Source organism: Pseudomonas sp. SDO52101_S400 (genome assembly GCF_054071635.1).
The window spans coordinates 23,961-36,314 of record NZ_JBSVWF010000002.1 but is presented as its reverse complement, the minus strand read 5'-3'; the positions used below and the strand labels follow the sequence as shown (position 1 = coordinate 36,314).

The window sequence follows — 12,354 nt, the reverse complement described above, 5'->3', positions numbered from 1 at the left end:
CTACTGAGAGTGAATACCCCTACAACATCTGTCGACCCTGGAAGCCGGGCAGCTCTCGATGCAGTGACTACGCTTGGTGAAGTTCCTTTGGCGAGTGCGCTCATGCAAGCCCTGTTCAATTATTTCAAGGCAGTGATCCAGCCCGGCCAGGCGGTGCTGCTGTTTGCCCTGCGCACCATCGCGGCCGGACTGCTGACGTTATACCTGGCGTTCCTGTTCGATCTGGATCAACCCAAGTGGTCGATCATGGCGGTGGTCATCATCAGTCAGCCACTGGCCGGGATGGCGTTGGCCCGCAGTTTCGGTCAGGTCATCGGCACCACACTCGGTGCTGCCGTGGCGGTGCTGATCATGGGGATTTTTCCTCAGGCACCTTTACCGTTCATCACAACCCTGGCGCTGTGGCTGGCCTTGTGCACGGCCGGCGGCACATTGCTGCGCTACACCAGCTCCCAGGCGTTCGTGCTCAGTGGCTATACCGCCGTGGTGGTGGCGTTGCTGGCGATCCCGGATCAGGACGGCACCTTCCTGCTGGCGGTTACCCGGGTCACTGAAACCTTGCTCGCGGTGGCCTGTGTCTGCGTCGTCAGCCTGCTGACGGCCCGTCCCGAGGCGGTTTCGCGTAACTACTTCGCCAAAGTCGATCAGGTGATCAAACTGGTAGCCACCCATGCCGCCGCTGTGATTCGCACCGAAGAAAGCGAAGCCGAATTCCAGCGCCGGCAAATGCAGCTGCTCGGTGAAATCAGTGCGCTGGAAGGCCTACGCCGACACCTGTATTTCGATGCCCCACGCCTGCGCAGTGCCAACAATCTGGTGTTGATGCTGGGCAATCAACTGATGCTGCTGACGTCGCGCCTGACAGCCTTGCGTCATCAGCGCCAGTTGCTGACCGAGCGCTGGGACGGCGACCTGCCGCTGGAGGTCCAGCGCTTGCGTGCCGACGAGCTGGCGTTTCTCGATCAACTGGCACAGTACGGACGCTCACTGCCGGAAGACATGAGGCATCAACTGGTTGTCCTGCAACAACAGTTCGAAGCGCTGGCCTACAGGGCCGAACAGTTGACCGAAGGCATGAGCGCGACCTTGCGTTCGCTGGCATGGGCTTTGCGCTGGGAGCAGGCGCGGCTGCTGCAACAACTGGAGCAGATTCTCGAGCTGAGCGAAGCGATACAGGAAGGGCGGAAGGCCAGTTGCATGTTTCGTGGCCAGTCCAGTCCGTTGCACCTGGATTTCACCCTGGCAGCCATGAACGCCATCCGTGCCTTCAGCGCACTACTGGTGGCCGGGCTGATCTGGATCGAAACGGCATGGGACGGTGCCCGTGGCGGGATGATTCTGGTGGGAATTCTGTGTTCACTGATGGCAACGTTCCCGCGCCCCTTGATCGCCGCACAAAGTTACGCGCGGGGGCTGGGTCTGGCCCTGGTGGTTTCGGCGCTGTATCAGTTCATGCTGGTGCCGGCGGTCAACGACTTCGAATGGTTGGCGTTATTACTGGCACCACTGCTTTACGTCATCGCGGTCGGACTGGCCAGCCCGGCCACAGCGGGCATTGGCATGGGGCTGGGCTTGTCGAGTTTCCTGATGCTCGGTCCGCAGAACGTAGGCACCGGGCAGAACACTGCCATTCAGTGGTTCGAATTCGCCGGTGCCTACGTCAGTGCGGCGATGCTGGCCCTGATCGTCTATGCCTGGATCTTTCCGTTCCGCCCGGTGTTGCGAATCCGCCGGTTCTACAACGAAGCGCGGGAGCAGGTGTATCAACTGACGAAAGTGCCCGCTACGGACGAACAGCAATTCGCGTTCGAAAGCCGCATGGTCGATCGCCTGACCACCATGTTGGGATTGTTGCCGGCAGCCAATGATCCGGACATGCAACGACGATATGAAATCAGCCTCGCCTGTGTGGCACTCGGCGTCGCCATCCATCAGCTCAGACAACAGGTGCAGGGCAACGCTTTGCTTACGGACGCTTTCGGCCAGCAACTGATGGGGGCTTTGCGCCAGACCGGCCGTTTCTTAGCTGGCCGTCCGGATGTGCACCTGCCAGCTTTGCTGACGGCATTGCATGTGCTCGGTGACCAACTGGATGACCTGCATGCCGCCACGCACGAGCACCTGTGGTCAGTGTTTCGCATGCGCGTGGCGCTGTTGATCGTTGTCTCGTTCCTTGACCGTCACGGTGAGTATCTGCAGCACAACGTCCCTGAAGGAGTACCGGCCCTTGCCCATTGATTTCGAGGTCGGTGGCGTCTACCTGCCGCCCATTGCTCAGGCCCTGATTCTGGCCATACCGATCTTTCTGTTGCTGGACTGGGTCTTGCGCCGCCTCGGCGTGCTGCGTCTGGTCTGGCATGAAGCGCTGTTTGAAGGCGCGCTGTATGCCTGTGTGTGTGCCACTTTGATTTTGTTGATGGGAGCCTGAAGCCTTGAAGACGTTGCTCACTCGATTGACGACATTGGCAGTGGTTTTCCTGGCCATCGTGCTTGGCTGGTTCGCCTGGGAGCATTACACCCGCGCCCCCTGGACACGGGATGCGCGGGTGAGGGCGGACGTGGTGACGCTGTCGGCAGATGTCTCGGGGCGTATCGTCAGTCTGGCGGTGCAGGACAACCAGCATGTCGAAAAGGGCCAGTTGCTGCTGGAGATCGACCCGGCTCGCTACAGCCTGGCCGTTGAACATGCCAAGCGTTCGGTCGAAGTGGCCAGGGCTACGCTCGGCCAGTCCCGGGCCGCCATCGTCGCCAGCGAGGCGTTGCTCAAGCAACGCGAGAGCGAGGAGCGGCGCAGGCGCACGCTCAAGCAGGGCTTTGCGATTTCGGGGGAGGAATGGGAAAAGTCCAGCACCGAAGTGGCCGTGGCCCAGGCTGATTTGCTGCGCAACCAGGCCAATCTGGGTCTTGCGCAAGCCAATGTACAGTTGGCGATAGCAGCGCTGACTCAGGCCGAGCTGGACTTGCAGCGCACCCGCGTTGAATCGCCTGTCAGCGGCTATGTCACCAACCTGTTGACTCGTCAGGGAGATTACGCGGTGGCCGGCGGCGCGCTGCTGGCGCTGGTGGACAGCGATTCGTTCTACGTCAGTGGTTATTTCGAGGAAACCAAGTTGCCGCGGATTGAGGAGGGCGACCGGGTGCGAATTGAATTGATGAGTGGCGAAAAGTTTGGCGGCACCGTGCAAAGCATCGCCTTTGCCATTGCCGATCGGGAGAACGCGCCTGGCAGTCGATTGCTGGCCAACATCAATCCCAGCTACACCTGGGTGAAGCTTGCTCAGCGGGTGCCGGTTCGGATCGGCATCGACCCGGATTACGCGGGCAAAGGCCGATTGAGGGCTGGTACCACAGCCACCGTCACGGTGTTGGAAAACCCTGAAAGACAGGCACAAAAAAGCCCCGCGACCGAATGATACGCGGGGCAAAGAATTTGGTTGGTTGCGGCCAACCAAAGGAGCTCTTTAAAAACTGTTACTTGCTGGCGACCGTTTCCGGCTGCCAGCCACCGCCGAGGGCCTTGTAGATCGCGACGATGCCGCGATACAGATCGACTTCGGCCTGGGCCTGACTGTCTTCGGCGTTCAAACGTTCACGCTGGGCGTCGAGCAACACGAGGAAATCCGTGGTGCCTTCGCGATAACGGATTTCAGCCAGATCGGCAGCCTTGCGGCTTGATTCACTCTGGCGGATCAACGAGATCAACCGTTGCTGGCGTTTGCCGTAGTCGCTGAACGCGTTTTCCGATTCTTCCAGGGCCAGCAGTACTTGTTGCTCGTAAGTCGCCAGCGCGCCTTCGGCATCGGCGTCGGCGCCACGCAAGCGGGCCCGCACGCTGCCAAGGTCAAACGCCGCCCAGGTGATGCTCGGGCCCAGTGCCCAGGCGTTGGCCGCCGAGGAACCGATCTGCGATCCACGCCCGGCCGTCCAGCCGAGGAAGCCGCTGAGGCTGACCCGTGGGAACAGGTCGGCCTTGGCCACACCGATGCGCGCCGTGGCGGAAGCCAGTTTGCGTTCGGCGCTGAGAATGTCCGGACGACGTTGCAGCAGTTCGCCCGGGTTGCCGATCGGCAATGCCTTGGCGATGGCTGGCAAATCCTTCGGGCTCAGGTCGACGGTCAGTTTGTCCGGACGTTCGCCCAACAGGGTTGCGATGCGGTTTTTCTGCCGAACCTGCTCGGCCTGCAATTGCGGCACACTGGCTTCGACCGATGCCAGACGCGCATCGGCACGCTCGACATCGAGCTGATCGCCAACGCCGGCGTCACGCAGGCTGATGGTGATCTTGCGCGACTCCTGCTGGTTTTCCAGGTTGGCCACGGCGATCTTTTCCCGCAACTGTGCACCGCGCAGTTGACCGTAGGCGTCCACCAGTTCAGCAATCATGGTGACTTGCAGTTGGTACAGATCCGCTTCGGCAGCCTGCTGGTCAGCGTCGCTGGCTTCCAGATTGCGCTGGATGCGGCCAAACAGGTCGATTTCCCAGGCCATGTCCAGACCCAGGTCATAGCGTTCGCTGTTGACCCGTTTGGTGGTCTGGCCGGGGATTTGCCCCTTGGCCAGATCGCTGCTGGCGCGGCTGGTGATGGTCGGCATGGCGTCATTGCTGACGTCGTCGCGGATCGCCCGTGCGGCTTTCCAGCGAGCGAACGCCACGCGCAGTTGACGGTTGCCCTGCAGCGATTGAGTCACCAACTGGTTGAGGGTCGGATCGTCGAACTGCTGCCACCAGATGCCTTCGAACTTCGAACGGTCAAAGTTCTTCTGGCCGGCGGCGCCGTCGGTGGCGGCCGTGATGTTGGCCGCCTCCGTGGCTGGGGTCTTGTAGTCCGGGCCGACTGCACAGGCGCTCAGGGCCAGTACCAGCAGACTCGGCAGGAAGACTTTCAGACTCATTGGTGCGCCTCCAGTGGCTTTTGCAGATTGTGCGCCTTGGCCGCTTTGCGGGCTTCGCCGCGTTCCACGAAGTTGCGGATCAGCACATAGAACACAGGCGTCAGCAGCAGACCGAAGAAGGTCACGCCGAGCATCCCGGAGAACACCGCCACACCCATGGCATGACGCATCTCGGCACCGGCACCGCTGGAGAACACCAGTGGCACCACACCCATGATGAACGCGAACGAGGTCATCAGGATCGGCCGCAGACGCAGACGGCAGGCTTCCAGTACAGCGGCCAGCGGGTCGAGACCCTCTTGCTGTTTGTCCTTGGCGAACTCGACGATGAGAATCGCGTTCTTGCACGCCAGGCCCACCAGTACGATCAGGCCGATCTGGGTGAAGATGTTGTTGTCACCGCCGGAGATGATCACACCGGTGATGGCCGACAGCAGTGTCATCGGTACGATCAGGATCACCGCCAGTGGCAGGCTCCAGCTTTCGTATTGAGCGGCGAGCACCAGGAACGCCAGCAGCACGCAGAGCGGGAACACGAACAGCGCGGTGTTGCCGGACAGAATCTGCTGGTAGGTCAGGTCGGTCCATTCGTAGGTCATGCCGTTCGGAAGTTCATCCTTGAGCAGTTTCTCGATGGCTTTTTCGGCCTGGCCAGAGCTGTAGCCCGGGGCTGCCGCACCGTTGATTTCAGCAGTGATGAAGCCGTTGTAGTGCATCACGCGATCCGGGCCCGAGGTGTCGCTGACCTTGATGAAGGTCGCCAGCGGGATCATTTCGCCCTTGTTGTTGCGTACTTTCAGCTGGCCGATCTGGTCGGATTCGAGGCGGAACTGTTGCTCGGCCTGAACGTTGACCTGATAGGTGCGCCCGAAGCGGTTGAAGTCGTTGGCATACAGCGAGCCCAGGTAGATCTGCAGGGTATCGAAGATGTCGCTGACGGCCACACCGTGGGTCTTGGCTTTTTCCCGGTCGATGGCGGCATCGACCTGCGGCACGTTCACGGTGTAGCTGGTGAACAGGTTGGCCAGTTCCGGAACGTTGTGGCTCTTGGCAATGATGTTCATGGTTTCCTTGTACAGCTCTTCGTAGCCCAGGTTGCCCCGGTCTTCGATTTGCAGGCGGAAACCACCGATGGTGCCCAGACCTTGTACCGGCGGCGGCGGGAAGATCGCCATATAGGCTTCCTGGATCCCGGCGTATTTGCCGTTCAAGGCACCGGCAATCGCACCGGCGGACATGCTTGGGTCTTTACGCTCGTCGAACGGTTTGAGAGTCACGAACACGATGCCGGCGTTCGGGCTGTTGGTGAAGCCGTTGATCGACAGGCCCGGGAACGCTACGGCGCTTTCCACGCCCGGCTGTTTCAATGCCAGGTCGGACATGCGCTTGATCACGTCTTCGGTGCGGTCCAGGCTTGCGGCGTCCGGAAGTTGCGCGAAGGCCACCAGGTATTGCTTGTCCTGGCCGGGTACGAAACCGGTCGGGGTGCTGGAGAAACCGAAGAAGGTCAGCACCATCAGGCCTGCGTACAGGAACAGCGCGATGCCGCTGCCACGGATGACTCGGCGCACGGTGCCGACATAGCCATGGCTGGCGCGGTCGAAGAAACGGTTGAACGGACGGAACAGCCAGCCACCGAAGATCTTGTCCAGCACTCGCGAGAAGCGGTCTTTCGGTGCGTCGTGACCTTTGAGCAACACAGCGGCCAGTGCTGGCGACAGGGTCAGCGAGTTGAAGGCCGAGATCACGGTCGAGATCGCGATGGTCAGTGCGAACTGCTTGTAGAACTGACCGGTGAGGCCCGAGATGAATGCCGCCGGTACGAACACCGCACACAGCACCAGCGCCGTGGCAATGATCGGGCCGGTCACTTCACCCATTGCCTTTTTGGTCGCATCGAAGGGGTTGAGCCCCAGTTCAATGTTCCGTTCGACGTTCTCCACCACCACGATGGCGTCGTCCACCACGATACCGATCGCCAGTACCAGGCCGAACAGCGACAGGGCGTTGAGCGAGAAGCCGAACAGGTGCATCACCGCGAACGTACCGATCAACGATACCGGCACCGCCACCAACGGAATGATCGAGGCACGCCAGGTCTGCAGGAACAGGATCACCACCAGAACAACGAGAATCAGTGCTTCGAAAAGGGTGTGAACCACCGCTTCGATGGAGCCGCGCACGAAGATCGTCGGGTCATAGACGATGCTGTAGTCCATGCCTTGCGGGAAGCTTTTCTTCAGTTCTTCCATCTTGCCGCGAACTTCGTTCGAGATTTCGATGGCGTTGGAACCCGGGCGCTGGAAGATCGGGATCGCCACGGCCGGCTGATTGTTCAGCAACGAACGCAGGGCGTATTGGCTGGAACCCAGTTCAACGCGGGCGATGTCCTTCAGGCGAGTGATTTCACCGTTGTCGCCTGCGCGAATGATGATGTTCTCGAACTCTTCCTCGGAGACCAGACGGCCTTGAGTGTTGACCGACAGCTGGAAACTCTGGGCATTCGGGGCAGGGGGGGCGCCCAGTTGGCCGGCGGCCACCTGACGGTTCTGCTCACGAATCGCGGTAACCACATCCGTGGCGGTCAGATTACGCGAAGCGGTCTTGTTCGGGTCGAGCCATACACGCAGCGAGTAGTCGCCCATACCGAACAGCTGCACGTCACCGACACCACCGAGACGAGCGAGCTCATCCTTGATGTTGAGGATCGCGTAGTTGGACAGGTACAGCATGTCGTAGCGTTTGTCCGGCGAGGTCAAGTGCACAACCATGGTCAGGTCGGGCGAAGCCTTGTCGACGGTGATACCGATGCGCGTCACTTCTTCTGGAAGCTTCGGCTCGGTCCGGGTCACTCGGTTCTGTACCTGCACCTGCGCGTTGTCCAGGTCAGTGCCCAGAGCGAAGGTGATGGTCAGGGTGATCTTGCCGTCAGCGGTGGACTGCGAGGACATGTACAGCATGTTCTCGACGCCGGTGATGGCCTGCTCCAGCGGAGCGGCCACGGTTTCACCGATGACTTTTGGGTTGGCACCCGGGAAGTTGGCACGTACCACCACGGTTGGCGGCACGACTTCCGGGTATTCGCTGATCGGCAACTGGAACAGCGAGATAGCGCCGGCGATCAGGATCAGCAGCGAAAGCACCGCTGCGAAGATCGGCCGTGAAATGAAGAATTGGGAAAAATTCATCGGAGTTGTCGTCCCTTAACCGCGTGGGGTCGCAGCAGCCAGTTTCACAACCGATCCCGACGCGCCTTTGGCAGGTGCGACTTTGGGCAGGTTGCTGGCTTCCAGCGCTTGTCGTTGTTGAGCCAGTGCAGCAATGGTTTGCTCGCTGGCCATCGGGATCACTTCAGGGGATACCGGAGAGCCAGGACGAACCCGTTGCAGGCCCTTGACGATGATCGTGTCGTCCTTGTTCAGGCCGCTGCGCACGATGCGCAGGCCTTCGATCTTCGGACCGAGTTCAACGGCGCGGTAGGCAGTCTTGTTGTCGCCATCCATCACCAGCACGAACTTCTTGCCGAGGTCGGTGCCGACCGCTTCATCGTTGATCAGCATGGCGTTATAGGTGCCGCTGCCGACCAGTTTCAGACGTGCATACAGGCCCGGGGTGTAGGTGCCGTCGCTGTTGTCGAACACGGCGCGACCACGGATGGTGCCGGTCTTCGGGTTGACCTGGTTGTCGACGAAGTTCATCTGGCCCAGGTGCGGGTTGCCGTCTTCATTGGACAGGCCCATGTACACCGGAGTGGTTGCACCGCGCTGACCCTGACGGGCGAGTTGGGTGTATTTGAGGAACACACGCTCATCGGCGTCGAAGTAGGCGTAGACCTTGTCGGTGGAAACCACGCTGGTGAGCGGGGTGGTGTCGGCGGTCACCAGGTTACCGGCAGTGATTTCGGCGCGGCTGACGCGGCCACTGATCGGTGCGGTCACGCGGGTGAAACTCAGGTTCAGCTTGGCCAGATCCAGTTGCGCTTGCAGAGCGCCGACAGCGGCGCGTGCTTCTTGTGCAGCACTGGTACGCGAGTCAGCCAGTTCGGCGGAAATGGCGTTGCTGGCACGCAGGCGTTCGCCACGGCCGGCTTCGTTTTCGCTGCGGGTGGCATTGGCGCGAGCCTGGGCTACAAGGGCTTCAAGGCGGCGAACCTCGGCCTGGAACGGACGCGGGTCGATCTGGAACAGCAGGTCGCCTTTCTTGACCAGTGCACCTTCGGTGAAGGCGACTTCGTCGATCTGGCCGGAGACCCGCGGACGGATTTCAACGGTTTCCGGCGCCTCGAGGCGCCCGGTGAATTCGTCCCACTCGTTGACCGGTTGTTCCAGCACCTTGGCCACGCTGACCTTGGCAGCAGGCATGGCGGCGGCGGTCTCTGGAGTCTTGCCGCAGGCGCTCATCACCATCACGGCCAACAGAGCCAACGGGAAGCGCAAATGTTTGAGTGATTGTTCCATGGATGCATCCGCCAATGTATTGAAGATGGGCGGATGATGCTCGGCGGGTTGATAGCAAACGAATCGAATGACACGAAGGTAACTATCATTCGGAATGATATAAGACCGAGCGAAGCCCTCTAGCATGCACCTTTCGTTAGGGGGCTATCAAATGAATTGATGACAAATCTGTGTTGCACGACCTGCAAGGATGAGATCGAGCGCAATTCTGTACGGCAGATACAAAGAGACGGCCATGGCGGCCGTCTCGATCAGCGTGTTGCACAGTGACTCAGTTGTTGCCTTTGCGGTTCGGCCCGAAACGGTTCGGACCTGGCTGGCTGTCTTGCACCAGAAACACCAGGTTGACGATCGGCAGCAGCAACCACCAGCCGCTGCGGTCGGTGTCGTGCATGCGGCGTGCACCTACCGCAATGCTTGGCAGCAGCATCGCCAGGCTGTAGAGGTTGTAAAGGATGCCCTTGGTATTGAGCATTGCATCGAGAACACCCATGACAATGCAGATACCCAGGTTGATCAGAACGAACATCCAGTATTCGCGGCGCGTGGCGCGGCCTTTGAATTCGGCGTAGTTCTTCAGTGCTTCCAGGTATGGGTTGCCCGTCGTAACGGCGGGGCCGCTGGCGTAGGCAGGTTGAGTTGCTTGAGGCGCCCCGCACTGCGGGCAAGCCACGGCCAGGCTGCTTATTTCCTTCGCGCAACCGCGGCAGAAAACCATACTCATATTTTTTTCCCTAAAATTATTCAATCGATAAACAGGACAAAACAAACGCGGCAATACCTGACAAAACAATGCCGGCAATCGCGAGGTTTCTTCCTGAGTGTTTTTGGTTGATACAGACGATGCCGCAAATGAGGCCCGCGAGGCTGAGAGTTCCCACACCGACTATCGCGTCCCTGTCCCATTCGGAATCATCAAACAGAGTGAGTGCGCTGATAATTCCGAGGATCAACGAAACGATGGCCAGCCAAGGCATTTCGGCTTGCGTTTGCGGCACGGAGGCCTTTTGAGGAGCCCCGCATTGGGGGCAGGTGAGCGCCGACTCGTGAAGCTCCTTGGCGCAAGCACGACAATAGACCATTGCCATCGTTTTCCTTAACTGAGTGCAAGTGCCCGACCCTCCATCGGTCGGGGCGCGGTAACTTAAACTGTATTACCGGATTTGTCATTAGGCACTTTGCCAGCACTCTGCCGTAAGCCCGTTATTTCTTCGGCATGGTTGAGCGCTTCACTGACTCTTTGCTGCTCAAGATGCGCCGTGCAGCATGTACCGCCCGCTCGGAGAGCATTTCCATGCGCGGCGATTGCAAGTCCCAGGCGTGCCAATAAAGCGCTACATCAGTGAAATGCCCTGGCGCCAGATCCACCAGATCTCGACTTTTAAGCAAATCGCTCACCTGCATGTACGGCACCATCCCGTATCCGAGGCCACGGCGTATGGCTTTCAGACGTGCCTCCGGAAGTGACAGGTAATGGGTGGGATAAGCATCAGCCTGCAGGCCGAAACGAGACTGCATGAAATCCGACTGCAACGTGTCTTTGCGCGAATATGCGAAAACCGGTGCCTTGCGCGCAGCGGTTCGTGTCAGACCCTTCGCAAACCATCGTTCCTGAAAGGCGGGCGACGCCACCAATTGGTAGCGCACCGAGCCCAACAATTCTGCAAAACATCCACGCATCGGCTGTGAGCGTGTACCGATGCATCCGATGACCTGACCACTTTCCAGCAAGGCATAGGTGTGGTCCTGATCATCGACCACGATGTCGAGGAGGATCTTCTCACTGACGAATATCTCGGCCAATGCAGGAAAAAACCATGTCGCCAGCGTGTCACCGTTGACGGCCATGACAACCCGCAGATGCTCCTTTTCGTCGCCGGTCAGATCGTTGAGAAGCTCCTCTTCAAGTACCGTCGCACGGCGAAGATAGAGCAGCAGTTTTCTCCCCGCCTGAGTGGGTTCGCACGGACGCCCGCGCACTACCACCGAACTGCCCAGACGTACTTCCAGCGCATGTATCCGCTGCGACACGGCCGACGGCGTAACGTTAAGTCGCTCCGCAGCCTTCTCGAAACTGCCGCTGTCGACTACAGCGAGGAACGCCTGCATCTGTTTTGCATCGAGTTGCATGGCCGTCCCCCTCGTTAAGCTTTTCTAATCCGTACTGAAAGATACTTCGTTTTTCTTCACCTCGATACTGAACTGCTCAATCATTCCACCACGGCGATGTGATCGATTCAGACCCGCACACACGTCGAGCTATTGACCACACAAGGTGAGCTTTATGAGGAATGAAATGTTTAGCGACCGGTATCTGCCATGAAGCTCAACATGATTATTGCTGTGAGCGCTGTCGCGTTGGTCGGCAATTATGTCTGGCAATCCCACGACTTGAAGCTGGGCCCCTACGAGTACCAGGCGTCGGCGAATGCACTGCTATCGAAACACAGCCACTCAGGGGCGCGTCAGTTGGCGTTGGACAATGCCTACAAGAAGTGCGCATCGCTCGGAAAGCAACTCGGTGTATTTGAAGTGCACTCTCGCTTGCCGCTGGATCCGGCGAATGAAGTGGCCAATGTGACGTTCGTTTGCAAGTGACCTCGATTATCGCAATCCGAATCCTTGCGTCCTTTAATTAAGGCGGTGAAACCATGAAGTTAATAATTGTTGCGTTGCTCGCGATGCTCTTGAGCGCCTGTGTCACCTCTGTAAATGATTGGTCCAGGTCGGGCGCCAGCGCCTCTGACATCCAGCACGATAAAGCTGAGTGCCAGTACCAGGCCAAAGCGGCAACCGCCAGCTACCAATCGACGCCGGCGGCAAACGACAAGACCCACGGCATGGGTAGCGCCGTGGGGGATGGCATCGTTATCGCCGAAAAGCAGATCGATCTGACGAATGATTGCATGCGGGTCAAAGGTTACGCTGGCCAATGACGTGTGCTGCGGTTCAGAGCACTTGCACGTGCTCAACGCGAGTTTCGTCCCCAATGAACAAGTCAGCG

General features: G+C 59.5%; 11 protein-coding genes. 5 read left to right on the top strand and 6 right to left on the bottom strand.

Translation table 11 applies throughout. The annotated features are described in order from the left end of the window. Positions 1–102 precede the first annotated feature (102 nt). The 3 genes from ACW9HX_RS00895 to ACW9HX_RS00885 are packed head-to-tail and all read left to right on the top strand — an operon-like array spanning position 103 to position 3,413. Positions 103–2,238: an FUSC family protein gene (locus ACW9HX_RS00895; RefSeq protein ID WP_457379099.1), complete on the top strand. Its 2,136-nt coding sequence runs from the start codon at positions 103–105 to the stop codon at positions 2,236–2,238. Beyond that, positions 2,228–2,428 carry a DUF1656 domain-containing protein gene (locus ACW9HX_RS00890; RefSeq protein ID WP_085731029.1) on the top strand — a complete coding sequence of 67 codons (201 nt, stop codon included), beginning with the start codon at positions 2,228–2,230 and terminating at the stop codon, positions 2,426–2,428. Before ACW9HX_RS00895 ends, ACW9HX_RS00890 begins: the two co-directional genes overlap by 11 nt. Before the next feature lie 4 nt (positions 2,429–2,432). Next, positions 2,433–3,413 (top strand): biotin/lipoyl-binding protein, encoded by a 981-nt coding sequence (locus ACW9HX_RS00885; RefSeq protein ID WP_457379098.1) that lies wholly within the window; start codon positions 2,433–2,435, stop codon positions 3,411–3,413. A 58-nt stretch (positions 3,414–3,471) separates the two neighbouring features. Here ACW9HX_RS00885 and ACW9HX_RS00880 read toward each other — a convergent pair whose 3' ends face one another. The 6 genes from ACW9HX_RS00880 to ACW9HX_RS00855 all read right to left on the bottom strand — a co-directional run bounded on the left by ACW9HX_RS00880 (position 3,472) and on the right by ACW9HX_RS00855 (position 11,480). Beyond that, positions 3,472–4,893, bottom strand: a complete 1,422-nt coding sequence (locus tag ACW9HX_RS00880) for an efflux transporter outer membrane subunit (protein ID WP_096820377.1) — start codon at positions 4,891–4,893, stop codon at positions 3,472–3,474. Next, a complete protein-coding gene (locus tag ACW9HX_RS00875) occupies positions 4,890–8,081 on the bottom strand; it encodes an efflux RND transporter permease subunit (protein WP_457379097.1) in 3,192 nt (1,063 codons plus the stop codon). The genes ACW9HX_RS00880 and ACW9HX_RS00875 overlap by 4 nt, the downstream gene beginning before the upstream one ends. Before the next feature lie 15 nt (positions 8,082–8,096). Next, a complete protein-coding gene (gene mexE / locus ACW9HX_RS00870; protein WP_085709792.1) occupies positions 8,097–9,350 on the bottom strand; it encodes a multidrug efflux RND transporter periplasmic adaptor subunit MexE in 1,254 nt (417 codons plus the stop codon). 271 nt (positions 9,351–9,621) lie between these two features. Beyond that, positions 9,622–10,074, bottom strand: a complete 453-nt coding sequence (locus ACW9HX_RS00865; RefSeq protein ID WP_457379096.1) for a DUF805 domain-containing protein — start codon at positions 10,072–10,074, stop codon at positions 9,622–9,624. Positions 10,075–10,090: 16 nt separating this feature from the next. Further along, entirely contained in the window at positions 10,091–10,438 is a 348-nt protein-coding gene (locus ACW9HX_RS00860; protein ID WP_457379095.1) for a DUF4190 domain-containing protein, read from the bottom strand. A gap of 115 nt (positions 10,439–10,553) precedes the next feature. Further along, positions 10,554–11,480: an HTH-type transcriptional regulator ArgP gene (locus tag ACW9HX_RS00855; protein ID WP_457379094.1), complete on the bottom strand. Its 927-nt coding sequence runs from the start codon at positions 11,478–11,480 to the stop codon at positions 10,554–10,556. Positions 11,481–11,669: 189 nt separating this feature from the next. Between ACW9HX_RS00855 and ACW9HX_RS00850 the strand changes: the two genes are divergently transcribed. Both ACW9HX_RS00850 and ACW9HX_RS00845 read left to right on the top strand, forming a co-directional pair. Beyond that, a complete protein-coding gene (locus ACW9HX_RS00850) occupies positions 11,670–11,948 on the top strand; it encodes a hypothetical protein (protein WP_457379093.1) in 279 nt (92 codons plus the stop codon). Positions 11,949–12,001: 53 nt separating this feature from the next. Then, on the top strand, positions 12,002–12,286 hold the full coding sequence (locus ACW9HX_RS00845; RefSeq protein ID WP_457379092.1) for a hypothetical protein: 285 nt from the start codon (positions 12,002–12,004) through the stop codon (positions 12,284–12,286). The last annotated feature ends 68 nt before the right edge of the window (positions 12,287–12,354 follow it).